20 protein-coding genes are annotated in these 26,530 nt (G+C 61.7%); 12 read left to right on the forward strand and 8 right to left on the reverse strand.

All coding sequences use genetic code 11. The features are described 5' to 3' along the window. Positions 1-11: 11 nt before the first annotated feature. The 7 genes from C9422_RS10370 to C9422_RS10405 all read left to right on the forward strand — a co-directional run bounded on the left by C9422_RS10370 (position 12) and on the right by C9422_RS10405 (position 10,805). Positions 12-1,589 carry an ABC transporter ATP-binding protein gene (locus C9422_RS10370; protein WP_116580595.1) on the forward strand — a complete coding sequence of 526 codons (1,578 nt, stop codon included), beginning with the start codon at positions 12-14 and terminating at the stop codon, positions 1,587-1,589. A gap of 79 nt (positions 1,590-1,668) precedes the next feature. After that, positions 1,669-3,084: a sigma-54-dependent Fis family transcriptional regulator gene (locus C9422_RS10375; protein WP_116580596.1), complete on the forward strand. Its 1,416-nt coding sequence runs from the start codon at positions 1,669-1,671 to the stop codon at positions 3,082-3,084. A 281-nt stretch (positions 3,085-3,365) separates the two neighbouring features. Then, the gene (locus C9422_RS10380; protein ID WP_116580597.1) at positions 3,366-4,757 is read left to right on the forward strand and encodes a GntP family permease; all 1,392 of its coding nucleotides are present in this window, start codon (positions 3,366-3,368) and stop codon (positions 4,755-4,757) included. Between the two features lie 7 nt (positions 4,758-4,764). Then, entirely contained in the window at positions 4,765-5,538 is a 774-nt protein-coding gene (locus tag C9422_RS10385; RefSeq protein ID WP_102702090.1) for a 3-hydroxybutyrate dehydrogenase, read from the forward strand. A gap of 224 nt (positions 5,539-5,762) precedes the next feature. Next, positions 5,763-7,718: an acetoacetate--CoA ligase gene (locus C9422_RS10390; RefSeq protein WP_116580598.1), complete on the forward strand. Its 1,956-nt coding sequence runs from the start codon at positions 5,763-5,765 to the stop codon at positions 7,716-7,718. A 207-nt stretch (positions 7,719-7,925) separates the two neighbouring features. Continuing rightward, positions 7,926-10,463, forward strand: a complete 2,538-nt coding sequence (locus tag C9422_RS10400) for a PAS domain-containing protein (RefSeq protein ID WP_116580599.1) — start codon at positions 7,926-7,928, stop codon at positions 10,461-10,463. A gap of 66 nt (positions 10,464-10,529) precedes the next feature. Continuing rightward, positions 10,530-10,805 (forward strand): peptidylprolyl isomerase, encoded by a 276-nt coding sequence (locus tag C9422_RS10405; RefSeq protein WP_007898282.1) that lies wholly within the window; start codon positions 10,530-10,532, stop codon positions 10,803-10,805. A 122-nt stretch (positions 10,806-10,927) separates the two neighbouring features. On the opposite strand, the gene C9422_RS10410 is transcribed toward C9422_RS10405, so the two are convergent. The 8 genes from C9422_RS10410 to C9422_RS10445 all read right to left on the reverse strand — a co-directional run bounded on the left by C9422_RS10410 (position 10,928) and on the right by C9422_RS10445 (position 17,603). Further along, positions 10,928-11,863, reverse strand: coding sequence for a sugar kinase (locus tag C9422_RS10410; protein ID WP_116580600.1), 936 nt, complete (start codon positions 11,861-11,863; stop codon positions 10,928-10,930). A 140-nt stretch (positions 11,864-12,003) separates the two neighbouring features. Continuing rightward, positions 12,004-13,221 (reverse strand): amino acid deaminase, encoded by a 1,218-nt coding sequence (locus C9422_RS10415; RefSeq protein ID WP_104448353.1) that lies wholly within the window; start codon positions 13,219-13,221, stop codon positions 12,004-12,006. 39 nt (positions 13,222-13,260) lie between these two features. Continuing rightward, positions 13,261-14,025, reverse strand: a complete 765-nt coding sequence (locus C9422_RS10420) for an IclR family transcriptional regulator (protein ID WP_102702095.1) — start codon at positions 14,023-14,025, stop codon at positions 13,261-13,263. 132 nt (positions 14,026-14,157) lie between these two features. Beyond that, positions 14,158-14,547, reverse strand: a complete 390-nt coding sequence (locus tag C9422_RS10425; RefSeq protein WP_116580601.1) for a RidA family protein — start codon at positions 14,545-14,547, stop codon at positions 14,158-14,160. A gap of 30 nt (positions 14,548-14,577) precedes the next feature. Further along, positions 14,578-15,372 carry an amino acid ABC transporter ATP-binding protein gene (locus C9422_RS10430; RefSeq protein ID WP_116580602.1) on the reverse strand — a complete coding sequence of 265 codons (795 nt, stop codon included), beginning with the start codon at positions 15,370-15,372 and terminating at the stop codon, positions 14,578-14,580. Then, on the reverse strand, positions 15,369-16,031 hold the full coding sequence (locus C9422_RS10435) for an amino acid ABC transporter permease (RefSeq protein WP_104448356.1): 663 nt from the start codon (positions 16,029-16,031) through the stop codon (positions 15,369-15,371). The genes C9422_RS10430 and C9422_RS10435 overlap by 4 nt, the downstream gene beginning before the upstream one ends. Positions 16,032-16,040: 9 nt before the next feature. Next, complete coding sequence (locus tag C9422_RS10440) at positions 16,041-16,703, reverse strand: amino acid ABC transporter permease (RefSeq protein WP_116580687.1); 663 nt, start codon at positions 16,701-16,703, stop codon at positions 16,041-16,043. Positions 16,704-16,754: 51 nt separating this feature from the next. Continuing rightward, entirely contained in the window at positions 16,755-17,603 is an 849-nt protein-coding gene (locus C9422_RS10445; protein ID WP_116580603.1) for a transporter substrate-binding domain-containing protein, read from the reverse strand. A gap of 499 nt (positions 17,604-18,102) precedes the next feature. Between C9422_RS10445 and wecB the strand changes: the two genes are divergently transcribed. From wecB to C9422_RS10475, 5 genes are read left to right on the forward strand one after another with little or no spacing between them, the layout of a single operon-like run. Then, positions 18,103-19,257: a non-hydrolyzing UDP-N-acetylglucosamine 2-epimerase gene (gene wecB / locus C9422_RS10455; RefSeq protein ID WP_116580605.1), complete on the forward strand. Its 1,155-nt coding sequence runs from the start codon at positions 18,103-18,105 to the stop codon at positions 19,255-19,257. Then, complete coding sequence (gene nrfB / locus C9422_RS10460; protein WP_116580606.1) at positions 19,254-21,428, forward strand: cyclic di-3',5'-guanylate-activated glycosyltransferase NrfB; 2,175 nt, start codon at positions 19,254-19,256, stop codon at positions 21,426-21,428. Before wecB ends, nrfB begins: the two co-directional genes overlap by 4 nt. Continuing rightward, a complete protein-coding gene (locus tag C9422_RS10465) occupies positions 21,425-24,589 on the forward strand; it encodes a tetratricopeptide repeat protein (RefSeq protein WP_116580607.1) in 3,165 nt (1,054 codons plus the stop codon). The genes nrfB and C9422_RS10465 overlap by 4 nt, the downstream gene beginning before the upstream one ends. Continuing rightward, the gene (locus tag C9422_RS10470; protein WP_116580608.1) at positions 24,589-25,467 is read left to right on the forward strand and encodes a DUF4434 family protein; all 879 of its coding nucleotides are present in this window, start codon (positions 24,589-24,591) and stop codon (positions 25,465-25,467) included. Before C9422_RS10465 ends, C9422_RS10470 begins: the two co-directional genes overlap by 1 nt. Continuing rightward, positions 25,451-26,527, forward strand: a complete 1,077-nt coding sequence (locus C9422_RS10475) for a diguanylate cyclase (RefSeq protein ID WP_116580609.1) — start codon at positions 25,451-25,453, stop codon at positions 26,525-26,527. The genes C9422_RS10470 and C9422_RS10475 overlap by 17 nt, the downstream gene beginning before the upstream one ends. Positions 26,528-26,530: the final 3 nt, after the last annotated feature.

Raw genomic sequence — 26,530 nt, forward strand, 5'->3', positions numbered from 1 at the left:
GGACGGCGGCAATGACCAACCTGATCGAAATCCGTGACCTCAGCGTGGCCTTCAGCGGCCAGACCGTGGTGCGCAATCTGTGTCTGGACATCCGCCCCGGTGAATGCCTGGCGCTGGTGGGCGAATCGGGGTCGGGCAAGTCGGTGACGGCCCACTCGATCCTGCAACTGCTGCCGCAAACCGATACCCGGACAACGGGCAGCATCCGCTATCGCGGCCAGGAGCTGGTGGGTGCCGATGCCGGCAAGTTGCGACAACTGCGCGGCAATCGCATTGCGATGATCTTCCAGGAACCGATGACGTCCCTGAACCCGCTGCACAGCATCGAAAAACAGATCGGCGAAACCTTGCTGGTGCACAAAGGCCTGGCGGGCAAGGCGGCGCAGGCGCGAATCCTTGAACTGCTGCACCTGGTGGGCATCCAGAAACCCGAGGAGCGCCTCAAAGCCTATCCCCATCAATTATCCGGCGGCCAGCGCCAGCGAGTGATGATTGCCATGGCCCTGGCGTGCGAACCGGAACTGCTGATTGCCGACGAGCCGACCACCGCGCTGGACGTGACGGTGCAGCGCAAGATCCTGCTGCTGCTCAAGTCCCTGCAACAGCGGCTGGGCATGTCGCTGCTGCTGATCAGCCACGACCTGAATCTGGTGCGCAGCATCGCCCAGCGCGTGTGCGTGATGAAGGCCGGGGAAATCGTCGAGCAGGCGCCGTGCGAAACCCTGTTCACCGAACCGAAGCACCCTTACAGCTGCGTATTGCTGCACGCCGAACCCGAGGGCGAAGCCTTGCCCCGGGACGAGCGCGAAAACGTACTGGAAGTAAACGATCTGCAGGTGCGGTTTCCCGTCAGTGGCGGCCTGTTCCAGCGCAAGACCTGGCTGCGTGCCGTCGATGGCATCAGCCTGAACATCCAGCGCGGCAAGACCCTGGGCATCGTCGGTGAATCCGGCTCCGGCAAATCCACACTCGGCCAGGCGATCCTGCGTTTGCTCGACTCCGAAGGCAGCATCCGCTTTCAGGGCCAGGCGCTGGATGGCCTGACGCAAAAACAGCTACGGCCGTGGCGCAAGAAAATGCAGGTGGTGTTCCAGGACCCCTTCGGCAGCCTCAGCCCGCGAATGTCGGTGGCGCAGATCATCAGCGAAGGCCTGGAAGTGCACAGCCAGTTGAGCACTGAAGAGTGCAACGCCGAAGTGATCCGCGCCCTGAGCGAAGTCGGCCTCGACCCGCAAAGCCGCCATCGCTATCCCCACGAATTCTCCGGTGGCCAGCGCCAGCGCATCGCCATCGCCCGGGCACTGGTGCTCAAGCCTGCGCTGATCCTGCTCGACGAGCCGACTTCGGCGCTGGACCGTACGGTGCAGAAACAGGTGGTCGCCCTGCTCCGCCAGCTCCAGGAAAAGCACGGTCTGACCTACCTGTTCATCAGCCACGACCTGGCGGTGGTGCGCGCCCTGGCCCACGACATGATCGTGATCAAGGACGGCAAGGTGGTGGAACGCGGCGCCAGCCATGAAGTGTTTGACTCACCGCAGCATCCGTACACCAAGGAGCTGTTGGCGGCGGCGTTGCTAGGACAGACATAACCGCCATTCCCCTGTAGGAGCTGCCGCAGGCTGCGATCTTTTGATCTTGATCTTGATTTTCTGACAATGGATGCCCCCCATGAACACCACCGAAAGCCTCAAGGACTACCAGCGCGTTCGCCTGCTGGCGATCCGTTCATTGTTCGAAATCATCGAGCAATCGAGCGAGGGCACGGTGATTGTCGACCGCGATGCCAACATCGTCTGGATGAATGAGCGCTATGCCCGGCGCTTTGGCCTGCCATCGGCGCAAGTGGCGATCGGCAAGCCCTGCGAAAGCGTGATCCCCGGCAGCCTGTTGCGTGAAGTGGTGCGCACCGGCCGGCCTATTCTGCTGGATATGCAAGACACCCCAAAAGAGCCGCTGGTGGTCATGCGCCTGCCGATTCACGACGATGCCGGCGTGGTGATCGGCGCCATCGGTTTCGCCTTGTTCGATGAGTTGCGCAGCCTGTCGCCGATGCTCAAGCGCTACATGAGCATGCAGGAAGAACTGGCCTCCACCCGCTCGCTGCTGCGCGCGCGGCAGACCAAATACAACTTCGCCCATTTCATCGGCACCAGCGCCGCCAGCCTGGAAGTCAAACGCCGCGCCCGGCGCAGTGCGAGTACCGAATCGCCGGTACTGCTGCTCGGCGAAACCGGCACCGGCAAGGAGTTGTTGGCCCAGGCCATCCACAATGCCTCGCCCCGTGCGCACAAAGCGTTTGTCAGTATCAACAGCGCCGCGATTCCCGAATCACTGCTGGAGGCCGAATTCTTCGGCACCGCCCCCGGCGCGTTTACCGGTGCCGACCGCAAGGGGCGCGCCGGCAAATTGCAGATCGCCCAGGGCGGCACCTTGTTCCTCGACGAAATCGGCGACATGCCGCTGCCCCTGCAAAGCAAACTGCTGCGGGTGTTGCAGGAAAAGGAATTCGAGCCGGTGGGGTCCAACGAAGTGATCCAGAGCGATGTGCGGGTGATCGCCGCGACCTCGACTGACCTGGAGGCGGCGATCAAACGCGGCGAGTTCCGCGCCGACCTGTACTACCGCCTCAACGTGCTGCCGATCCAGGTTCCGCCCCTGCGCGACCGCCTCGATGACGTGCCGGCGCTCAGCGAAGCGATTCTCGAGGAACTGCGCAGCCAGCATGAACTGCACCACGAAGCCCTGGAATTGCTGGGGCAACACGCCTGGCCGGGGAACATCCGCGAATTGCGCAATGTGCTGGAGCGCGCGGCGCTGCTCAGTGATGACTTGCGCCTGACAGCGGCGGACATCCGCGCGGCGATTGGTACCTTCACCCGGGTTGAGCGCGTGACGCCCGTGGCCCAGGAACCCTTTGCCCATGAAACGTTCAGTGCGGCGCGGGAGCGATTCGACCGGCAACTGATCGAAACGACCCTTGCGCAATGCGGGGGCAAGGTCATTGAGGCGGCGGCGCGATTGGGGCTGGGGCGGTCGACGCTGTACAAGAAGATGGTGGCGCTGGGGATTGTTGAGTCTCATTAAAGAGACATTAATCTCTATTTGTAGAAATTCCTTTAAAGATCAAAAGATCGCAGCCTTCGGCAGCTCCTACAGGGTTTTCCGCGTTTCCCTGTAGGAGCTGCCGAAGGCTGCGATCTTTTAACGCACTACAAAGTCTCAACAAATAGACAAACACGCCGCAAACCCATTTTAAAAATAGAATAAACCCTTATATTTCAATAACTTAAGCATATGGCACAAAACTCGCTATACGCCTCCCTACCCGTTCCACCCTACAAAAATAACAACCCAGGAGACACACCATGAGTGTGATCATTGCCTTGGCAGCCCTCGCGCTGCTGATGCTGGCTGCCTACCGTGGCTATAGCGTTATCCTTTTTGCCCCGATTGCCGCCCTCGGCGCTGTCCTGCTCACCGACCCCTCTGCCGTCGCCCCCGCTTTCACCGGGGTGTTCATGGAAAAAATGGTCGGCTTCATCAAGCTGTATTTCCCGGTGTTCCTGCTCGGCGCAGTGTTCGGCAAGCTGATCGAACTGTCCGGCTTCTCGCGCTCCATCGTCGCCGCGGCGATTCGCCTGCTCGGCACCCGCCAGGCAATGCTGGTGATCGTGCTGGTCTGCGCCCTGCTCACCTATGGCGGCGTGTCGCTGTTCGTGGTGGTGTTCGCGGTCTACCCGTTTGCCGCTGAAATGTTCCGCCAGAGCAACATCCCCAAGCGCCTGATCCCGGCGACCATTGCCCTGGGCGCGTTCTCGTTCACCATGGACGCCCTGCCCGGCACGCCACAAATCCAGAACATCATCCCCAGCACCTTCTTCAACACCACGGCCTGGGCGGCGCCGTGGCTGGGCGTGATCGGCACGATCTTCGTGTTCTGTGCCGGCATGCTGTTTCTCCAGCGCCAGCGCAACAAGGCACAGCGCGCCGGTGAAGGTTATGGCTCCGACCTGCGCAACGAGCCGGAAACCGCTGCCGACCTGAAGCTGCCCAATCCGTGGCTCGCACTGTCGCCACTGTTGGCGGTAGGCATCATGAACCTGCTGTTCACCCATTGGATTCCGCAGGTGTACGGCAAGACCCACAGCCTCGCGCTGCCAGGCATGGCCGCGCCGGTGACCACGGAAATCGCCAAGCTCACGGCGATCTGGGCGGTACAGGCCGCCTTGTTGGTCGGCATCCTCATGGTGCTGGTGTTTGGTTTCCAGGCGATTCGCAGCAAACTCGCCGAAGGCAGTAAAAGCGCGGTCAGCGGGGCGCTGCTGGCGGCCATGAACACCGCTTCGGAATACGGTTTCGGCGCGGTGATCGCGTCTTTGCCCGGCTTTCTGGTGTTGGCCGACTGGCTCAAGAACATTCCCAATCCACTGGTCAACGAAGCGATTACCGTGACCCTGCTGGCCGGCATCACCGGCTCCGCCTCCGGCGGCATGAGCATTGCGCTGGCGGCCATGTCCGAGCAGTTCATCAGCGCTGCCCATGCGGCGAACATTCCGCTGGAAGTGCTGCACCGGGTCGCCGCGATGGCCAGCGGCGGCATGGACACCCTGCCGCACAACGGCGCGGTGATTACCCTGCTGGCGGTCACCGGGTTGACCCACCGCGAGGCTTACAAAGACATTTTCTGTATTACGCTGATCAAGACCCTGGCGGTTTTCGTGGTGATCGGCACTTTCTACGCCACTGGCATTGTGTGAGGTATTCATGACGACTCTTTCGGGCAAGACCGCACTGGTCACCGGCTCCACCAGCGGCATCGGCCTGGGGATCGCCCTCAGTCTGGCCAAGGCCGGGGCCAACCTGATCCTCAACGGTTTTGGCGATGCCTCCAAAGTCATTGCCGAGGTGGAACAGTTCGGCGGCAAGGTCGGCCATCACCCGGCCGATGTCAGCGATCCGGCACAGATTGCCGACATGATCGCCTACGCCGAGCGTGAGTTCGGCGGCGTCGACATCCTGGTCAACAATGCCGGCATTCAACACGTGGCAGCGGTGGATGAGTTTCCGGTGGAGCGCTGGGATTCGATCATCGCGATCAACCTGTCGTCGGTGTTCCACAGCACCCGCTTGAGCCTGCCGGGCATGCGCGCCAAGGGCTGGGGCCGGGTGATCAACATTGCCTCGGTGCATGGCCTGGTCGGCTCGGTGGGCAAATCAGCCTATGTCGCCGCCAAGCACGGGGTGATCGGTTTGACCAAAGTGGTCGCGCTGGAAACCGCAACCACCCAGGTCACCTGCAACGCGATCTGCCCAGGTTGGGTACTGACGCCGCTGGTGCAGAAACAGATCGACGACCGTGCCGCCAGCGGCGTTGATCCACAGCAGGCGCAGCATGATCTGCTCGCTGAAAAGCAGCCATCGCTGGAGTTCGTGACACCGCCGCAACTGGGTGAACTGGTGCTGTTCTTGTGCAGCGACGCCGGCAGCCAGGTGCGGGGCGCGGCGTGGAATGTGGATGGTGGGTGGTTGGCGCAGTGATCAGCCTCTAACCCTGTGGCGAGGGGGCTTGCCCCCGTTGGGTGGCGAAGCCGCCCTATAAACTCACAGACGATTAAGTTTGTCTGATTTTACGACTGCTACGCAGCCGAACGGGGGCAAGCCCCCTCGCCACACAAGCTCCCTAGCCACACCTAGCCACACCTAGCCACAAAAGCCTGCGCCACATCAGCCTGTGTGAAGGCATAAAAAAGAAGAGGCAAACCATGTCCGACATCCTCTGGCAACCCGACGTCAAGCGCATCGGCAAGACCCGCATGGAGGCCTTCCGGCGCTTCATCAATCAGCGGCACCACCTCAAGATTGACGACTACCCGGCCTTGCACCAATGGTCCATCGAGCAACGCCCCGACTTCTGGCAGGCCATCGTCGATTTCTTCGACATCCGCTTCCACGAACAACCCGACGCCGTGCTGCTCGAAGGCCCGCAGATGCCCAGCGCCCAGTGGTTCCCGGGCGCCACGCTGAACTTTGCCGAACACCTGCTACAGCGCCGCGATGATGCGATCGCCGTGGTAGCCGTTGGCGAGAACGGTCAGCGTGAACATTTGACCTGGGCCGAGCTGGCCGAACAGGTCGCCGGCTTTCAAAACGGCTTGATCGCCGCCGGCGTCGGTGTGGGTGACCGGGTCGCCGCGTGCATGCCCAACACCTGGCAAACCCTGGTGGCCATGCTCGCCACCACCAGCCTGGGCGCTGTCTGGTCCTGTTCTTCACCGGACTTCGGCACCCAAGGGGTGGTTGACCGTTTCGGCCAGATCGAACCGAAAGTGCTGGTGACCTGCGCCGGCTACCGCTATGCCGGCAAAGAGATCGACCAGACCGCCAAGATCAACGAGATCCTCCAGCGTCTGCCGTCACTGCAACAACTGATCGTCGTGCCTTACACTCGCCCACAAGCGCACATCGAACACTTCCGCACCCCGGCCAACGTGACGCTGTGGGACGATTTCTACGCACCCGGCGGCGAACCGGATTTCGTCCCGGTGTCCTTCGCCCATCCGCTGTACATCCTCTACTCCAGCGGCACCACCGGCGTGCCCAAATGCATCATCCACAGCACCGGCGGTGTACTCCTGCAACACGTCAAGGAACATGGCCTGCACTGTGATCTCGGCCCCGGCGAGCGCCTGTTCTACTACACCACGTGCGGCTGGATGATGTGGAACTGGCTGGTCTCGGCCCTCGCGGTAGGCAGCGCGGTGGTGCTGTACGACGGCTCGCCGTTCCACCCTGACCCGCAACGCTTGATCGACCTGATCGACGACGAAGGGATCAGCGTCTTCGGCACCAGCCCGAAATACCTCGCCACCCTGGAAAGCAGCGGCATCAAGCCCCGTGACAGTCATGACCTGGGCAGCCTCAAGACGTTGCTGTGCACCGGCTCGGCGTTGTCGCCGCAGAGTTACGACTTCGTCTATCGCGACTTCAAGGCTGACCTGTGCCTGGCCTCGATGTCCGGCGGCACCGACATCGTCTCGTGCTTCGTCAACGGCAACCCTGTGTCACCGGTGCGGCGCGGCGAAATCATGGGCAAGAGCCTGGGCATGGCCGTCGAGGTATGGAACGACGCCGGCCAGCCGGTGATCGGAGAAAAAGGCGAGCTGGTCTGCACCCGGCACTTCCCGGCGATGCCCGTTGGCCTGTGGAACGACGCCGATGGCGAAAAGCTGCGCCAGTCCTATTTCAGCCTGTTCCCCGGTGTATGGGCCCAGGGCGATTACGCCGAACAATTGCCCCATGGCGGGATGATGATCCACGGCCGCTCGGATGCCGTGCTCAACCCCGGTGGCGTGCGCATCGGCACGGCGGAGATCTACCGTCAGGTGGAAAAGATTCCGCAGGTGCTCGACAGCGTGGCCATCGGCCAGCAATGGCAAGATGACGTACGGGTGGTGCTGTTCGTACGCTTGCGCGACGGGCTGGAGCTGGACGAGGCCCTACAGCAGCAGATCCGCCAGACGATTCGCGCCAACACCACGCCGCGTCATGTACCGGCGAAGATTGTCGCGGTCACCGACATTCCGCGGACCATCAGCGGCAAGGTGGTTGAGTTGGCGGTGCGCAATGTGGTTCATGGACAGAAGGTGAAAAACACCGATGCCCTGGCCAACCCCGAAGCACTGGAGCAGTACCGCAACAGGCCCGAACTCCAGTTTTGAACCGCCACAAGAACCTGTGGGAGCGAGCTTGCTCGCGATAGCGGAGTGTCAGTTGACATCAATGCCAATTGACCCGACGCCATCGCGAGCAAGCTCGCTCCCACAGGTCCTGCGTCGCTTAACCGCTCAAGCGCCTGAATCAACCTGCGCCTGCCACCTGTGCAAGAATAGACGCCAGCTAAAGCGACTCAGGCGCAGGACTCCCGGATGAACGCAATACCCACCGCCAGCGATGCCCAGGCCCTGATCGCCCGGATCGACTGGGCAAACAGCCCGCTGGGCGCTGCCAGCACCTGGCCACAGAGCCTGCGAACCGCCGTGGACATTGTCATTCACTCACCGATGCCGATGCTGCTGCTATGGGGCCCGCAACTGACACAGATCTACAACGACGGCTTCGCCCTGCTCGCCGGAAGCAAGCACCCGCAGGCTTTCGGACAACCGACACACCTGATCTGGCCAGAGTTGAAAGACTTTACCGACCCGATCTACAGCGCCGTCCTGCAAGGCCAGGTGCGTACCTACAGCGAGCAGCGCTTTACCCTGCAACGTGAGGGCCGGGAGTCCGACTTCTGGCTCGACCTGACCTACAGCCCGATCCGCGACGAAGGTGCCGAGGTAGCCGGGATCCTGGTCACCGCCATCGAAACCAACGAACGCCGGCGCATCGCCCTCGAACTCGAGCAACGCTCGGCGGCCAGCCTCAAGGCCCAGCGTGAAACCGAGGAACGCCTGCAACTGGCCCTCGCCGCCACCGATGCGGTCGGCACCTGGGACTGGGACATCAGCGAGGACCGTTTCATCGCCGATGCGCATTTTGCCCAGCTTCACGGCGTCGACCCGGCCATGGCCAACCAGTTGCCGATCAGCGAATACCTGCACGGCGTACACCCGCAGGACCGCGCCCTGATCACCCGCAGCATCAAGCACTGCATCACCCACGGCAGCGAATACGCCGAGGAATATCGCCTGTTGCAAACCGACGGCCAGATGCGCTGGGTGTTTGCCCGCGGTCGCTGCTACAAGGACCATCACGGCCGGCCGATCCGATTCCTCGGTGCCGCCCTGGACCTGACCGAGCGTAAACACACCGAACAGGCCCTGCGCCAGAGCCAGACCGAGCTGCAACTGATCATCAACGCCATGCCGGTCCTGATCAGCTACGTCGACCGCGAAGAACGCTTTCGCCTCAACAACGCGGCGTACCTCGACTGGTACGGGCTGACGCCGCAAGAGCTATACGGGCGAACCATTCTTGAAGTGCTCGGCGAAGAAGCCTACGCGCTACGCGCCCCGTACATCACCGAGGCGCTGTCCGGCCGGCCCTGCTGTTTCAGCATCAGCACGCCGCACCGCGACGGCAGCCTGCGCCAGGCCTTGATGAATTACCTACCGCGCCACGGTGCAGATGGTGCGGTCAACGGCTTCTACATCTTCGTGATCGATGAAACCGAACGCAAAATGACCGAAGAAGCCTTGCGCAACTTGAACGAAACCCTTGAGGAACGGGTGGCCGCCCGCACCCGACAACTGGCCGAGGCCAACGAGCGTCTGCAAAACGAGATGTTCGAGCGTGAACGTGCCGAAGACGCCTTGCGCCATGCCCAGAAAATGGAAGCCGTCGGCCAGCTTACCGGCGGCATCGCCCATGACTTCAACAACATGCTCACCGGCATCATTGGCAGCCTCGACCTTATGCAACGCTACATCGCCGAAGGCCGCGCCAACGAGATCGGCCGGTTCACCGAGGCGGCAGTGTCCTCGGCCAACCGTGCCGCCGCCCTCACCCATCGCCTGCTGGCGTTCTCCCGGCGTCAGTCGCTCAATCGCACGCCGCTGAACCCCAATGACCTGATTCGCTCGCTCGAAGACCTGTTGAGTCGTACCAAGGGCGACCACATCGAACTCAAACTGCAATTGGCGGAGAACATCTGGCGGGTCAACACCGATGTCAGCCAGCTGGAAAACGCCCTGCTCAACCTGGTGATCAACGCCCGGGACGCCATGCCCGGGGGTGGCGAGCTGCAGATCGAAACGGCCAACGTGTACCTCGACGGCAGCGACATCACGACCCTGGAGCCGGTCAAGGCTGGCGACTACGTGATGATTGCCGTCAGCGACAACGGCACCGGCATGACGCCCTCGGTGCTGGCCAAGGCCTTCGACCCGTTCTTCACCACCAAGCCCATCGGCCAGGGCACCGGCCTGGGCTTGTCGATGATCTACGGTTTTGCCCAGCAATCGGGGGGCCACGTCAGCCTGTTCAGCCTGCCCGGACGGGGCACCAGCGTGCGTTTGTACCTGCCGCGCCTGCATTCGACCGAGCCGGAAAAAGTCCTGTCACCCCTGGTCGGCGAGGCGCCGGCGGCGATTGCCGGCGAAACGGTGATGCTGGTCGAGGACGATGCGGCGGTGCGCATGCTGGTACTGGACCTGCTCAAGGAACTCGGTTACCGCGCCCATGAAGCCGAAGATGCCAAGGACGCGCTGCCGGTGCTGGAGTCGGACCTGCGGGTGGACCTGCTGGTGACCGACGTGGGGTTGCCGGGCATGAATGGCCGACAACTGGCGGAAATCGCCCGCCAGCATCGTCCCGGTCTGAAAGTGTTGTTCATGACCGGTTACGCGGAGATCGCGGCCGAGCGCCAGGGTTTCCTTGAAGAAGGCATGGACATGGTGACCAAACCGTTTTCCATCGATCTGCTGGCCAACAAGATTCGCACGATGATCGGTCAACCGGACTGAGTTGAGGCATAATCGCGCCCCCCGCTGCCACCCACATAGCCAGAATCGTTGCAAGGTAACCGCCCCATGAAAGCTCAAGCCCGCCATATCCTGGTGAAAACCTCGGAAGAAGCCGAGCAGCTCAAACAACGCATCGCCAAGGGTGAAGCGTTCGATGTGCTGGCCAAGAAGTATTCGACCTGTCCGTCGGGCAAGCGCGGCGGCGACCTCGGCGAAGTGCGGCCGGGGCAAATGGTCGGCGTGATCGATGCGGTGATCTTCAAGAAACCGCTGCGGGTGGTGCATGGCCCGATCAAGAGCAAGTTCGGCTATCACCTGGTGCAGGTGTTTTACCGGGATTGACCACAACGTCATTGCCAATTGATGACCTGTAGGAGCTGCCGAAGGCTGCGATCTTTTGATCTTGATCTCTAAAAAACAAGATCAAAAGATCGCAGCCTTCGGCAGCTCCTACAGGGTTTTGTTCAGGTGCGGGGGATCAGAGCCCCGGGCACCTGAATCACCTGGCTCGCCAACCGGTGTCCCGCTTGCGCCGCTTCGACCGGGCTGCCGCCCTTGAGCCGACTGGCCAGGTACGCGGCACTGAACGAATCCCCCGCCGCCGTGGTGTCCACCACCCGCTCGACCTTCTGCGCCGGCACCTCGAATGACTCGCCATCACAACGAATCAGGCACGCTTGCGCGCCGCGCTTGAGCACCACTTCCGGCGTACCCATCTGCTCATACGCGGCAAACACCGCGTCATCATCGGCATAACCAAACAACGCCTGTTCGTCATCCACCGTCAGCAACGCCAGGTCGACTTGCGGCAGCACGCTGCGATACGCCCCCCGGGCGTCCTCGACCGATGCCCAGAGCCGTGGCCGGTAGTTGTTGTCAAACACGATCCGCGCATCGCGCTGGCGGGCTTCGATCAGGGTGTCCAGGAGTTTTTCCCGACCTTGCACGCCGAGTACCGCGAGGGTGATGCCACTGAAATACAGCACATCGTAATCCGGCAGCGCCGCGAGGATCGGTGCGGCGGCCGGGGTGGTGAAACAGTCGCGTACCGCCGCTTCATTGCGCCAGTACAGAAAGCGTCGCTCACCGGCGGCGTCAGTCTGGATGCAATACAAACCCGGCAGGCGTCCGGGCAGGCGCTGGACCATCTCAAGGCCGATGTTCTCCGCCGCCCAACTCTGGCACATCGCGTCGCTGAAACTGTCATCGCCCAGGGCGGTGACGTAGTCCACGGAGCCGTCCTCTCCCAGTTCCCGGGACAGGTACACCGCCGTGTTCAAGGTGTCGCCGCCGAAACTCTGCTGCAGGCTGCCGTCGGCGCGATGCTGCAACTCGATCATGCATTCGCCGATCAGGGCGATGCGCGGGGTGTTGGGGCCGAGGGTGTTGATGGTGTTCATGTTGTGGGATCTCAGATGTTTCGGTGTTGTCTGGCAGGGCCTCATCGCGAGCAAGCTCGCTCCCACAGGGATTTTGTGAATGCCACAGATCCAATGTGGGAGCGAGCTTGCTCGCGATGGCAGCACCTCGGTCCTCAGCCTTAGAAACAGGTTTCCATGGTCTCGATGACGTTCAGTTGCTCATCGACCAGACAGCCGACACGCCACTTGTCGAACGTCAGGCACGGGTGCGAAGTGCCGAACGAAATAATGTCGCCCACCCGCAGATCAACCCCCGGCGCCACGGTCATGAACGCATGCTGGTCCATGACCGCGGTGACTTTGCAGGCACTCACGTCATCGCCGCTGGCCGGCACCACGCCCGCCTTGTAGCGCCGCAACGGCACCGGCAAACCGGCGTCGTAGGCGACGTCGCGCTTGCCCAGGGCAATCACCGCAAACCCCGGCTCCGGCAACGACTGCACGTGCGCCCACACTTCCAGCGCCGGGCGCAGGCCTTCGTGCAGGTCACTGCGACGGTCGAGCACGCAGCACTGCGCTTCCTTGTAGATGCCATGGTCGTGCGCCACGTAACTGCCGGGACGCAGCACGCTGAGGAAGCGTCCGGCGGCGTTCTGTGCTTCGAAGGACTCGGCAATCAGGTCATACCAGGCCGAACCCGATGCGGTGATGATCGGCTTGGCAATGGCGAAGGCGCCGCTGTCCTGCAACTGCACCGCCAGACGCACCAGTGACGCGGCGAAATCACGGATGCCGGTCACGGCGTGATCGCCATGGATCACCCCTTCGTAGCCTTCGATCCCGGTCAGGGCCAGTGCCGGTTGCGCGGCGATGGCCTTGGCCAGGTCGAGCACTTCCTGTTCGCTGCGGCAACCGCAACGCCCACCGACCACGCCGTATTCGATCATCACGTTCAGGCGCACGCCACGGGAGGCGAAATAGGCACCGAGGTCGGCGACGTTGTCCGGGTGATCGACCATGCAATAGAAGTCGAACGTCGGGTCGGCCAGCAGGTCGGCGATCAATGCCATGTTCGGCGTGCCGACCAACTGGTTGGCCATCAGGACACGGCGCACGCCATGGGCATAGGCGGCGCGGGTTTGCGTGGCGCTGGCCAGGGTGATGCCCCAGGCACCGGCGTCCAGTTGGCGACGGAACAACGCCGGGGTCATGCTGGTCTTGCCATGGGGCGCCAGTTCCGCGCCGCTGTCGCTGACGAACGCCTGCATCCAGCGGATGTTGTGCTCCAGCGCCTCGCGGTGCAGTACCAGCGCGGGCAGGCTGACATCACGCACCAGGCTGGCACCGATGGGCGCCGCGCCTTTATCCACGTTGGCAGTATGGGGGGCAGAAGACATGGTCGAACTCCTCGTTCACGCGGCTGCAGGCAGCCGCTGTTATTCGTTGATGCGACGGGCCAGGCTGTTGGCGCTTGCGATCAGCACCCGGCGGTAGTCGTTGTAGTTTTTCTTCGCATCGGCCCGCGGGGCGACGATGCACAGGGTCGCGATGGCCACGCCATCGGGGTTTTTGACCGGCGCGGCGAAGCAATGGGTAAAGGTGTCGGCGACACTATCGAAGGAAAAGAACCCATCGATACCGGCCTGACGGATTTCCTTGAGGAACTGCGCAAGCTCCAAGCGTTCGCCATCGGGCAGGATGAAGTCGTCGTGGTCGATCAGGTCGACGATCTCCTGGTCGCTCAGGTGCGCCAGCAACAGGCGCCCGGAAGCGGTCCAGGGGATGGGCGCGTTTTCGCCGATGTCCGAGGAAATGCGAAAATGCCGCTCGCCTTCCTTCATCAGCGCCACCGTGTACTTGCGCCCGTTGAGCAGGCACATCTGCGCGGTTTCATGGGTCTGGCTGACGATGTCCTGCAAGGCGTGATCGGCCTCGCGGGTCAGGTCGAAATGGCGCAGGTGGGCCTGGCCGAGAAAGTACAGCTGACGACCGAGGTAGACATGACCGTCCTTGCCCACCGGCTCCAGGATCCGTCGTTCCAGCAGCGAGGCCACCAGTTCGTAGACCGTGGATTTGGGGCTGCCGATGCCGTTGGCGATGTCGTTCGGGCGCAGGGGCTGGCCGATCTCCTTGAGGAAATCGAGGATATCGAACGCCCGGTCCAGACCGCGTGCCCGGCGCTTGATGGTGTCTTCGGTCATGTCAGTATGCTCACTCATTGATGCCCTGTAGGAGCTGCCGCAGGCTGCGATCTTTTGATCTTGCCTTTGGGCCCGTGCAAAAAACGGCAAAAGATCGCAGCCTTCGGCAGCTCCTACAAGGGCCGGTGTGAATCAGGCCTTTTTCTTGTACGCGATGCAGTCGATCTCGACCTTGCAGTCGACCATCATGTTCGCCTGCACGCAGGCCCGTGCCGGGGCGTGCTCGGGTTTGAAGTACTCGGCGAACACCTTGTTGAAACTGGTGAAATCCCGCGGATCCTCCAGCCACACGCCAGCACGCACCACGTCTTCCAGGCCGAAACCGGCCTCTTCGAGAATCGCGATCAGGTTCTTCATGGTCTGGTGGGTCTGTTCGACAATGCCGCCAGTAATGATCTCGCCATCCACCGCCGGCACCTGCCCGGAAACGTGCAGCCAGCCATCGGCTTCAACGGCGCGGGCGAAAGGGCGAGGCTGACCGCCAGCGGCGGTACTGCCGGTGCCGTAACGAGTAATGCTCATGAGTGTTTCTCCTGATTGAAAATTGAAGGATCAAAAACGGGTGCTTTTGAGAAATTCCGCCAGTCGTGGCGATTGCGGGCGCTCGAACAGGTCCTTGGGCGGCCCCTGCTCTTCGATGCGCCCCTGATTCATGAAGACGATCTTGTCCGAGACCTCGAAGGCAAAGCGCATTTCGTGGGTCACCAACAGCATGGTCATGCCGTCTTCGGCCAGGCCCTTGATCACGCTCAGCACTTCGCCGACCAGCTCCGGGTCCAGTGCCGAGGTCACTTCGTCGAACAGCATCAGGCTCGGGTTCATCGCAATCGCCCGGGCAATCGCCACGCGCTGCTGCTGGCCACCGGACAACTGACCGGGGAAGTGGTCGCGTCGTTCCAGCAGGCCAACGCGCTCCAGCCATTTCTCGGCCAGGGCCACGGCCTCGTCCTTGTGCAGTTTCTTCACCTTGAGCAGGCCCAGGGTGACGTTCTGCAACGCGGTCAGGTGCGGGAACAGGTTGAACTGCTGAAACGCCATGCCGGTCATGGCGCGATGCCGGGCGATGACTTTTTCCGGGTGACGCACGCGCTTGCCGTTAACCTCGTCATAGCCGATGGACTCGCCATCGAGCAGGATCTGCCCGCCCTGGAACTCTTCGAGCATGTTCACGCAACGCAGCAATGTGGTCTTGCCCGAGCCACTGGAACCGATCAAGGTCACCACGTTGCCGCGCTGCATGCTCAGGTCGACGCCCTTGAGCACTTCGAGCTGGTCGTAACGCTTGTGCAGGCCGCGAATGTCCAGCAGGGGTTGGCCGTTTTGAATATTGGTCTGAGTCTGAGTCATGGCAAAGCCACCCGCTTTTCAATGTGCCGGCCGAGTAACTCGATGCCGTAGTTGATGACGAAGAACAGGAAACCGGCGAACAGGTAAAACTCCAGGGTCATGAAGGTCCGGGCGATGATCTGCTGGGTACTGAGCAGCAATTCCGCCACGCCGATCACCGACAACAGGGTCGAGGCCTTGACGATCTCGGTCGACGAGTTGACCCAGGTCGGCAGGATCTGCCGCAACGCCTGGGGCAACAGCACATAACCGAGCGCCTGGTAGAACGTCAGGCCGATGGCCTTGCTCGCCTCCATCTGCCCACGCGGCAATGCCTGCAAGGCTCCGCGCACGATCTCGGCGACGTGGGAGCCGCAGAACAGGGTCAAACCCAGTGCACCGGCCTGGAACGCGCCGATCTGCCAGCCCAGCGCCGGTGCCATGTAAAAGCACGCCAGCACCAGCACGAACACAGGTGTGCCGCGAATCACATCGACATAAAAACGAAACGGTGCGCGCATCCAGAATTTGCCGTAGGTCAGCACCAGCCCGGTGACCACCCCCACCAGCGTGCCGAGCAGAATCGCCAGCACCGACACCTGGACACTGGTCAGAAAGCCTTGCCACAGCACTTCCCGCGCCACCCACAACTCATGCAACCAACTCGGGGATTCGTACATGGGGAGCTCCTATCGGCGAATCGCCAGACGCTGTTCGAGGTAACGCAGCATCATGGCAATCAGGTAACAGGCCGCCACATAGAGCGCCGTGGTCACCAGCCAGGTTTCAATCACCCGGTAGCTCTCGACATTGATCTTGCGCGCGTAATAGGTCAGCTCCGGTACGGCAATCGCGGCCGCCAGCGAGGTGTCCTTGAACAGCGAAATGAAGTTGTTCGACAGCGCCGGCAACACATTGCGCAGCATCACCGGCACGGTGACATAGGCCTTGACCTGCCACTCGCCCAGCCCGATGGCCAACCCGGCTTCGCGCTGGCCCTTGGGAATGCTCAGCAAACCGCCGCGGAACACTTCGGTCAGGTAGGCCCCGGCATACAGCGACAGGGTGATGATGAACGAAGGAATCTTGTCCAGGCGGATGCCCAGGCCTGGTAGCGCAAAGTAGATCAACAGAATCAACACCAGGATCGGCGTGTTACGAATCACCGTGACATACACCGACGCCATGACCCGCAATGCGCGGTGCCTGGACAGCAAGGCAAACGCCATCATCAGGCCGATCACGCAGCCGATGGCGATTGACACCAGCGCCAGTTCAAGGCCCAGGCCGAGCCCCGCCAGCAAGGTGTCGAAGTCGCGCCAGACGGCGGCAAAGTTCAACTGATAGTTCATGGTCAGCAGTACCTGAACGGGGCGATTCATCACCGCCCCGCTCTCACGGGATCATTGAAATTCGACGGGGAAACCAATCTTTGGCGAAGGCAGGTCGACACCGAACCACTGCTTGAACGACGCCGCGTAAGTCGGGAATTCAACACCGGTCATGGCTTCATGCAGGGTGGTGTTGACGAAATTCAGCCAGTCCTGATCGCCGCGCTTGACCGCGCATGCATAGGTCTGTGGGCTCCAGGCGTAGGCCGGGCTGCGATAACGGCCAGGGTTCTGCACCATCAGGTACTTCACCGAAGACTGGTCGGTGGCCGCCGCGTCGGCCCGGCCGGAGTTCACGGCCTGGTACATCAGGTCCACGCTGTCGTACTGATCGACCTTGGCCTTGGGCAACGCCTGGTGCACCAGCTCCTCGGCGTAGACGTTTTGCAGCACCGCCACGGTGACGCTGTCACCGGCGGCCTGCATGTCGTCGATCTCCTTGTACTTGCTGTTCGCCGGCAACAGCAGGCCGACACCTTCGCGGTAATACGGCAGCGTGAACGCCACTTGCTGGGCGCGGCTGGCGGTCACGGTGATGAACTGGCAACTGATGTCGACCTTGTCGGTGAGCAGGTTCGGAATCCGCGCATCGGACGACTGCACCACGTATTCAACCTTGGTCGGGTCGTTGAACAACCCCTTGGCGATCATGTGCCCGATATCGATATCGAACCCCTGCAACTTGCCATCCGCGCCCTGGAAGTGCCACGGCGCATTCGTGCTGCCGGTGCCCACAATCAGTTTGCCGCGGGCCAGAACGCTATCGAGCTTGCTGTCCGCCGCCTGGGCCACGCCCATGGCAGCGGCTGAAGCTGCGAAAAGAAAAACACACGCTTTGAACAAGGATGGTCGGCGATGCATGGCAAGCACTCCAGGGTGATGTGTATTCCGCTATACCGGAACTTGGTATGTAACAACGGAATAGACAGCAGAAAGTGTGCCACAGGAAGTGGAGCGTTTCCCAGTGCATTTGAAAAATGAGCGCAATCAACAAGATGGCAATTCGTCGCGGTAAAGACGTTACCCATCGCCTCGATAGGGAGCGCTACCGTTGGCTACAAGGCACGGGTACCTGGGCCCCAATCATGTGCACAGTCGCGGCAATTGCCCCATTAGCCGACTGCTTTTGCTTGAAGGATTCACCTCCAGCCCCCAATGTGCCATCTGTTAGGGAATTTTTTTGGCAAATGGCCATCCTATTGCCTTTACCGACGATCACCACCGCGCTGGTGATCGTCACCCGGGCAGCCCGGAACTGGATTGGACAACGCCGGATTCGACTGCTTTTATTCAGGTTCAAGATGGAATGAACTGCTGCTGGCGACCCTGCGCGCCAGCCTTCGATGCTCCAGGAGGGTTAATGTCTTTTAAGGTCATGATGGTATTCGGTACGCGTCCGGAGGCCATCAAGATGGCTCCACTGGCGCGGGTCCTGCGTAACTGGCCCGGAATCGAACTGAACATCTGCTCCACCGGCCAACACCGGGAAATGCTCAAGCAAGTGCTCGACTCGTTCGAATTGGCGGTCGACGAAGACTTGCAGGTAATGACCCAGGGCCAGACCCTCAACGGACTCTCCGAACAACTGCTGGGGCATCTCGACCGAGCCTACGAGCGAGTGCAGCCGGATATCGTACTGGTGCACGGCGATACGACCACCAGTTTCATTGCCGCCCTCGCCGCCTTCAATCGCCAGATACCCATCGGTCACGTCGAGGCAGGCTTGCGTACCGGCAACTTGCGCGCCCCTTGGCCGGAGGAAGCGAACCGCCATCTGACCGGTGTCATCGCCGATCTGCATTTCGCGCCGACCACCAATAACGCAGACAACCTGATGCGCGAAGGCGTGCCCAAGGCCAACATCGAGGTCACCGGCAATACGGTGATCGATGCGCTGGTATGGATGCGCAATCACCAACAGCAAGTCCACTGGCACCCGGCCGCCGACTCGCCACTGGCCGTGCTCGACGACACCAGGCGAATGGTGCTTATCACCGGGCACCGCCGGGAAAACTTCGGCGGCGGCTTTCGCAACATCTGCCTGGCCCTGGCCACCCTCGCCGAACGTTATCCCGATGTGCAATTCGTCTATCCGGTGCACCTCAATCCACAGGTGCAGAAAGCGGTCTACAGCGTTCTCTCGGACAAACCCAATATCTATCTGGTGGCGCCGCAGGATTACCAGCATTTCGTCTGGCTGATGGACCGCGCGTATTTCATTCTCACCGATTCCGGTGGCATCCAGGAGGAAGCCCCCGCCATTGGCAAACCGCTGCTGGTACTGCGCGAAGTCACGGAAAGGCCATTGGCGCTTGAAGGCGGAACAGTGGTGCTGGTGGGCACCGATACCGACCGTATCGTCAGGGAATCAAGCCTGTTGTTCGATGATGACGCCACGTTCCAGCGCATGAGCCGAGTCCATAGTCCTTATGGCGACGGACACGCCAGCGAACGCATCGCCAATCGCCTTGGCATTTGGCTGAAACACCGTGCGGTGGCGGGTAAAGCCGTATGAGCCTGGCGTTTGTCGACTTCTTTGCCTATGCGTTGTTCGGACTCAAATACCTCGCCATTACCCTGGCCTTGCTGATGTTCATACTCGGGCTCGATGACCTGTTCATCGACCTGGTGTACTGGACCCGCAAACTGATCCGACGCTGGCGGATCTATGAAAAATTCAGGCGCGCCGATGAAGAACGGCTGTACAGCATCGGCGAAAAGCCCCTGGCGATCATGGTACCGGCGTGGAACGAAGTCGGTGTGGTCGGTGAAATGGCGCGCCTGGCCGCCTCGACCATCGACTACGAGAACTATCAGATTTTCGTCGGCACCTACCCCAACGACGCCGAGACCCAGGCCGACGTCGATGCGGTGTGCCGGCATTACCCCAACGTGCACAAAGTGGTGTGCGCACGCCCCGGCCCGACCAGCAAGGCCGACTGCCTGAATAACGTGATCGACGCCATCCTGCGTTTTGAAAACGATGCAAAGATCCAGTTCGCCGGTTTCATCCTGCACGATGCCGAGGACGTGATTTCACCCATGGAGTTGCGCCTGTTCAACTACCTGCTGCCGGCCAAGGACCTGATCCAGATTCCGGTCTATCCCTACGCGCCGGAGTGGAATGGTTTCACTGCCGGGCACTACGTCGACGAGTTCGCCGAGAACCATGGCAAGGACGTCATCGTGCGTGAAGCGCTGACCGGGCAAGTGCCCAGCGCGGGGGTCGGCACCTGTTTCAGCCGTAAGGCCATCAGTGCCCTGCTCGAGGACGGTGACGGTATCGCCTTCGACGTGCAGAGTCTGACCGAAGACTACGACATTGGTTTTCGCCTCAAGCAAAAAGGCATGAAGTGCATCTTTGCCCGCTATTCGGTGACCGACCCGAAACTGGCACTGGAACAACCCTGGGTGTTCGGCATGGATCGCGCGTTTTCCCAGGTAATCTGCGTGCGCGAGCACTTTCCCCGGGACTTGCAATACGCGATCCGGCAGAAGTCGCGCTGGATCGTTGGCATTGTGTTCCAGGGCACCAAGAATCTGGGCTGGAGCCGCAAAGGCCTGCTCAACTATTTTCTGTGGCGCGACCGTCGTGGCCTGATTGCGTACCTGTTGAGCTTCCTGGTGAACATACTGCTGGTGGTGTTGCTGGCGATGTGGCTGGTCACCGTGATCGCGCCGGATGCCTGGCGGTTCCCGTCAATCCTCTCTGACAGCGCCTTGCTGGCGAGCCTGCTGTGGCTCAATGGCCTCATGCTGCTCAATCGGCTATTCCAGCGTGGCTGGTTTGTCACCCGTTTTTACGGGCTGGGCGAAGGGCTGCTGTCGGCCCCCCGGATGGTGTGGAGCAATTTCGTCAACTTCTTTGCCAACCTTCGGGCGTTGCGCCAGGTGATGGAAATGGGCGATTCGCGTCGCGTCGCCTGGGACAAGACCACTCATGAGTTTCCGGCCCTGGCCGAAGCCCAGCGCACCCCGCTGGGCCATCGCCTGGTGGAAAAAGGCCTGCTGACCGAGGATCAACTGGAAGCTGCGGTCACCAACCCGGTGCGTCGACGCCTGGGTCGGGAACTGCTGCTGCGCGGGCACATCGACACCACGCAACTGGTGCAGGCCCTGGCCGAGCAACTGGACCTGGAATGGGCGCCACTCAACCCGTTCAAACTCGACAAGCGCCTGATCGCTGCGGTGCCTCGCAAGATCGCCACGCACTATGGCGTGCTGCCGGTCGCCGAGGAAGGCGACACCCTGGTGCTGGCGTCCGAAGGTCCGGTGAGCCAGGTATCCCTGGGAGCCATCAGCCGTCAACTGAAACGCCCGGTGCGTTGCCGCCTTGCACCACAAGGCCGGGTGACGCTGGGGATCCGCTACTGGTACGCCAGCCCTCGTCAAAGCGAGGAAGTTCATCAGATGCTTGAGGTGCTTGAGAGAAATCAGGACGACGAAGACCTGATCGAGCGCGTCAGCCATCACCAGGTGTTGCTGGGCAACCTGTTGCAAGTACGCGGCATGGTGCCGCCCACCCTGTTCAATCAGGCGCTGATCGATTTCGATGCGGAAAAAATGTCTTTAGGTGAACACTTGATTGAACGCGGCATGATCACACAGGAAATCCTCGAACAGGCCTTGGTCGATCAGGCGAGCGAGCAGCACGCTGCCTACTGCATTGCCCGGGAGGCTGCATGAAGCCTGTCCATCGTCAGACCTTGATGGCCGGTAGCCTGTTGCTCTGCCTGAACACGACAGCGTGGGTGCAAGCCGAACCCATGACCGATTTCGATCAGTTCCGCAGTTACCCCTATATGGACCGCAGTTACCGCGAAGCGAAAGCCGGCAACTGGAAGGAAGTCGAACGGCTGATGCGCCATCTGCTGAGCAAAGTGCCGGGAAACGATGAGGCACGGGCGCTGCTGGTGCAATCGCTGGTCAAGCAGCAACGCTACGAGGACGCCGTGCAAGCGCTGCAGGATACCCCTGCCAATAGCGACACCCTGCTCAACCTGCGACTGGCCTGGATCGAACAGGATCCGCCGGACAGAAAACAGGTGGAGCAATGGATAGCCTCCAGCAATCCGGAGCATCGTGTGCGCCTGTGGCAGGCCTACAGCGCGAGCCTGGCCAAGCGCGGTGGCGCCGCCTCGGCCCATGACTGGCTGGCCCAGTTGCCACCCAAGGGGGACGAGCGCGCGCTGCAACAGGCCCGGGCCAACTGGTCCGAGCAATTACGCGATTGGGATGGCACCATCAAGGAACTCGCGCCCCTGGCCGCGAACCAGCAACTCGATGCCCAAAGCTGGCAACGCCTGGCCAACGCCTACGTGCAACGCCTTGACGAGCAACCCTTGCAGCAATTGCTGCAAACGGCGCCAAGCCCGGAAGCTGCGCGCAAGACTCGACTGGCCATGGTCGACCGGGCGATTGCCATGGGTCACGTCCAGCAGGCGCAACGCTGGATGCAAACGCTGCCGCCCGCCGATCTGGCCGATCCGGCGCAACGCCAGCGCCTGTGGGAACTGGCGCGGCAAACCGGTGACAGCGCAACGGTACAACGCTTGAGTGGTGAGTTGCAGCGGCCGTGCCTGGAGACCGCCGACTGGCTGTCGCGTCGTGATCTGCAAGCGGCGCTGACCCAATTGAAAGCTTGCCAGCCCGAAGACAATCCGCAAGCCTGGCTGGTCCTCGCCCAGCGCCTGCAAGCCACCGACCTGCTGCAAACGACCCGCCTGCCGGAACCCTGGGACACGCAACGCCGCGAACAGCTGCTCGCCGCCTGGCAGGATGAAGGCCGCAGCGACAAAGTCATGGCCTACCTCGCCAGCCAGCCGCAGACCGCCGACGTGGTCAAACGTCGCGCTGAACTGCTCCAGGCATCGGATCACGATACCGAAGCGGCGGCATTCTGGGAGCGGCATTACCAGCAGACAGGCAACCTCAACTCGCTCAATCAGGCAACCTACCTGGCGCTCAAAGCCGGCCAGCGGGAACATGCGCAACAGTTGCTCGAGAGCGCCTTCGACCGCCACGGCGGCAAGCTGCCGACGCCCCTGCTGCAACGGTTGGCGGGGTTGTATGCCGCATCGACACCGACCACGGCACAACAACAACGCATCGTTACGTTGCTCAACCGCGTCGACCCCGCCACTCGCGGGCAACTGCTGGCGCAACTGGCGGAAAACGGCCAGTGCGGCGCGGTTCAACAGGCGATTGGCGATAACCCGCAAGCCGCAGGCGACTACCGCGCCCTCGGTCGCTGTGCAATGCCCGAGCGTCCCGGCGAAGCGGTGGTGTACTACCAGACTGCCGAAAAAATGGGTGACCAGAACACCCGCCTGCCACTCGCCTACGCCCTGGAAGCCTCTGGAGATTCGGCGGGTGCCCTGGCCATCTGGCGCAGCATTGCGGACGCCGAACTCAGCGACAATGCCCGCCTCACCGCCAGCCGTGGTGCCCTGAATATCGGTGACACGCAAACGGCCGAACGTTACTGGCAATTAAGCCGCACCCGTGGCGCCAATGAGTGGACGTTGGGTGCGGCGATTGCCGATGCCCGGGGCGATCACGCGCTCGCACTGCAGCGCCAGCGTTCCGCCCTGCAACTGGTGCCGGATGCCGAGCATTACTATGCGGCTTCGGTCACGGCACAAAAGGCCGGCGACCTGCAGCAAAGTAACGAATGGCTTGCCGAAGCGGTGCGCCGTGAGCCGGACAATCCCCGATATCGTGCCGACTACGGCGTGCGCCTGGCCGGGGCCGAGACCAAGGCAGAACGCGCCAGCTCCATCCCGTATCTGCAACGCGCCACCCAGGACTTCCCGGAAGACTATCGCCTCGGCGAAACCCTGGCCTGGCGTTACGACGAGGTCGAGGACAGCGCCTCGGCGCGCAAGGAACTGGAACGCGTGATTGACCTGGAGCAGAACCCGGTGGCCGCCGATGACGAGGAAGGTAGCATGGAGGCACGGCGCTATCGCCAGCGTCGCGCTCACGAAAGCCTGTCCCGTCGCGACTCATTCACCATCGCCAGTACCTGGTCACCGGCCGGGATATCGACCAACGACTTCGTGCGCCCTGACCAGAGCACCGGCACGCAGCGACGCTCCAGCTCGCAGAATGTGCAACTGGCCATGTGGGACCACGCACTGGGCGATGAACCCAGCCGCGCCGGCAGCACGCTGTCGGTCTATGGCCGTGTGTTGCTTGGCGGCGTGGGCCGGTCGAGCTACGCCGAATCCCTGGGTACCGGCGTCGGCCTGCGCTACAAGCCCTGGGGCACAGCCAACATCAACTTCTATGGCGAGATCTACAAACAAAGCCAGTTCGATGACCAGGACAACCATGGCCTGAGTCTCGGCCAAATGCTGGTCCCCGACAAGGTATCCGATCAGGCCGAGGATCACCGCGATGATGGCCACACCACCACCGACTATCTGCTGCGGTCAACGGCGTCGTTCCTTGATCAGGGTCGGTTCCGCAACGATTGGCGGGTCGACGAAAGCGATTGGGAGGAGCGCTTCCTCTACCTCGACGCGGCGTGGTGGACCAAGGCCGGCGACCATCAATGGCTGTCGCGCTTCCAGCAAGGTCACACCTGGAAGCTGCCGTTCAACGGCGCGCAAACCATCATGCCGTACGGTTTTCTCGAATTCGCCAGCCAGGACCCGAGCAACGACTGGCGCCAGGATCTGCGCACCGGTCTGGGCCTGCGTTGGCAATGGTGGTTCAACGATGACACTTACAACGCCTATCGCGCGCACCTGACGGTGCGCACCGAGTATCAACAAGCGTTGGGCGGCAATCTGTATGACGGCGGCAACGGTGTGCTGGTGGGCGTGGAGTTGAATTTCTGATGAAACGACTTCTTTTGGCTTTGTGCCTGTTGTTGGGCGCCACGGCGCCCCATGCCGACGAACGGATTTTCTATCAGCCGCTCAACGCCGATGCCAGCCTGAGCCAGGCGCAATGGCAGCGAATCTGGCAGGACACCGCCCACCAGGGCGTGCATACGGTGATCGTGCAATGGACGGCCTATGGCGATTCGGACTTCGGCGGCGCCAACGGCTGGCTCGCCTCCAGCCTGAAACTGGCCCGGACGCAAGGTTTGAAACTGGTGATGGGCCTGCACATGGACCCGGCCTATTACCAACGCATCGATGAGCTGGACAGCGCCGGACTGGAAACCTACTGGCAGGCGCAATTGGGGCAGTCGCTGGCCCGGCAGCAAACGCTGCGCGAGGACTGGAAACTGCCGGTCAGCGGCTGGTATCTGCCGATGGAACTGGATGACCTGCACTTTCTGCCGCTTGATCGCCGGCAAATCCTGCAACGCCAGCTCAAGGATTTCGCCGGCAAGCTCGACGCACCGCTGCACATCAGCGTGTTCAGCGTCGGCAAACTGTCGCCACAGGTGAATGGCCAGTGGCTTGGGGAATTGGCCAGCGCAGGGATTCAAGTGTGGTGGCAGGACGGAGCCGGCACCGGACGCTTGCCAGTCGTGGTTCGCAACGGCTATGCCCAAGCCCTGCCCTGCTCCATTGGCATCGTCAGGGAAGCCTTTCGCCAGGTCAGCGCCGCCGGGCAACCCTTTCGTGCCGAACCCATGCCTCCCCAATCCACATCACCGGGTTGTCACCCGACGTCGGTGTTCTCCCTGCGCTACCGACCGTGGGGCCGGGTGATTCTCGACAACCAGCACAACAGCAAGGTCGGCGATGTACAAAACCATTGAAGACGAAGTGCTGAGAAAGTCGGCGCCGGCCAAGCTCAAAGCCGAGTTCCTCCAGCATGAATTTGATCGGCTACGCTCCTTTTGCGTATTGATCTACATCGCCAGCATTGCGATCTGGATTGCTTACGACCTGATCCTCAGTTTCATCGGCGGACAACCATTCACCTGGCTTTCGCTGGTGTTTATCGGCGCCTTCGCGACTTTCGTCATCGTCCTTCGGCTTATCCGCGATGCCCGGCATTTCCAGACGCTGAACCTGCTGTTTGTGTTTGCCATGGCATTCGGCACGCGACTGCTCACCGAAGGCCTACCCGACGATCACCAACCCGGATGGCTGTTGCTGGCGGCTTCGACCACCCTGTTCACGGCCTCGGTATTGCCGCTGAACCGCTGGTCGTTCTTTGCCGCGCAAATCGTCACTTGGTCGTTTCTCAACCCGTTCTACAACACGGATCTCGGACACATGGAGCTGAGGGGGGTGATGGCCATCAGTTACTCGGCATTTATCTGCGGCCTGACCATCTACAGCTTCCTGACACTGCGCAAGGCCAAGCTGTACAACTTCATCATGTCCAAGCTGCTGCTGGACCAGGCCTACATCGACACCCTCACCGAAATCCCCAATCGCCGCTCGTTCATGACCCGCGCCAACCAGCATTTGAACAAAGTGCCGCGGGAGAACGACCACTACCTGGCGATGGTCGATATCGACAATTTCAAGAAGGTCAACGACGTCCATGGCCATGACATTGGCGACGAGGTCCTCAAGCGCATCGCCCAGGACATCAAGTCGGTGATGACCCGTCACGAATATGCGCGCCTCGGTGGCGAGGAGTTCGCGGTTTACCTGGCCGGGGCTCGCCGCGAAGACGCCGAGGCGCTGGCCGCTGAGTTGTGTCAGGTGGTGCGCGAACAAGCCACTCGATACCCGGTGACCATCAGCATCGGCCTGGCCCGGGTGCTCGACGGCGACACGCTGAACCAGGCGCTGGTCAAGGCCGATGAAGCCTTGTATGAGGCAAAGCATACGGGGAAGGATCGGTATACCTTTCATCAATGAACT

The organism is Pseudomonas sp. B1(2018), assembly GCF_003097365.1.
Lineage (GTDB): Bacteria > Pseudomonadota > Gammaproteobacteria > Pseudomonadales > Pseudomonadaceae > Aquipseudomonas > Aquipseudomonas laurylsulfatiphila.

Bases quoted from the DNA above. Each gene is read 5' to 3' on its own strand.
- C9422_RS10400 (WP_116580599.1), top strand. From the start codon at position 7,926: ATGAACGCAATACCCACCGCCAGCGATGCCCAGGCCCTGATCGCCCGG.
- wecB (WP_116580605.1), top strand. From the start codon at position 18,103: ATGTCTTTTAAGGTCATGATGGTATTCGGTACGCGTCCGGAGGCCATC.
- C9422_RS10465 (WP_116580607.1), top strand. From the start codon at position 21,425: ATGAAGCCTGTCCATCGTCAGACCTTGATGGCCGGTAGCCTGTTGCTC.
- C9422_RS10385 (WP_102702090.1), top strand. From the start codon at position 4,765: ATGACGACTCTTTCGGGCAAGACCGCACTGGTCACCGGCTCCACCAGC.
- C9422_RS10470 (WP_116580608.1), top strand. From the start codon at position 24,589: ATGAAACGACTTCTTTTGGCTTTGTGCCTGTTGTTGGGCGCCACGGCG.
- C9422_RS10410 (WP_116580600.1), bottom strand. From the start codon at position 11,863: ATGAACACCATCAACACCCTCGGCCCCAACACCCCGCGCATCGCCCTG.
- C9422_RS10435 (WP_104448356.1), bottom strand. From the start codon at position 16,031: ATGTACGAATCCCCGAGTTGGTTGCATGAGTTGTGGGTGGCGCGGGAA.
- C9422_RS10405 (WP_007898282.1), top strand. From the start codon at position 10,530: ATGAAAGCTCAAGCCCGCCATATCCTGGTGAAAACCTCGGAAGAAGCC.
- C9422_RS10475 (WP_116580609.1), top strand. From the start codon at position 25,451: ATGTACAAAACCATTGAAGACGAAGTGCTGAGAAAGTCGGCGCCGGCC.
- C9422_RS10425 (WP_116580601.1), bottom strand. From the start codon at position 14,547: ATGAGCATTACTCGTTACGGCACCGGCAGTACCGCCGCTGGCGGTCAG.
- nrfB (WP_116580606.1), top strand. From the start codon at position 19,254: ATGAGCCTGGCGTTTGTCGACTTCTTTGCCTATGCGTTGTTCGGACTC.
- C9422_RS10390 (WP_116580598.1), top strand. From the start codon at position 5,763: ATGTCCGACATCCTCTGGCAACCCGACGTCAAGCGCATCGGCAAGACC.
- C9422_RS10375 (WP_116580596.1), top strand. From the start codon at position 1,669: ATGAACACCACCGAAAGCCTCAAGGACTACCAGCGCGTTCGCCTGCTG.
- C9422_RS10415 (WP_104448353.1), bottom strand. From the start codon at position 13,221: ATGTCTTCTGCCCCCCATACTGCCAACGTGGATAAAGGCGCGGCGCCC.
- C9422_RS10430 (WP_116580602.1), bottom strand. From the start codon at position 15,372: ATGACTCAGACTCAGACCAATATTCAAAACGGCCAACCCCTGCTGGAC.
- C9422_RS10445 (WP_116580603.1), bottom strand. From the start codon at position 17,603: ATGCATCGCCGACCATCCTTGTTCAAAGCGTGTGTTTTTCTTTTCGCA.
- C9422_RS10420 (WP_102702095.1), bottom strand. From the start codon at position 14,025: ATGACCGAAGACACCATCAAGCGCCGGGCACGCGGTCTGGACCGGGCG.
- C9422_RS10380 (WP_116580597.1), top strand. From the start codon at position 3,366: ATGAGTGTGATCATTGCCTTGGCAGCCCTCGCGCTGCTGATGCTGGCT.
- C9422_RS10440 (WP_116580687.1), bottom strand. From the start codon at position 16,703: ATGAACTATCAGTTGAACTTTGCCGCCGTCTGGCGCGACTTCGACACC.
- C9422_RS10370 (WP_116580595.1), top strand. From the start codon at position 12: ATGACCAACCTGATCGAAATCCGTGACCTCAGCGTGGCCTTCAGCGGC.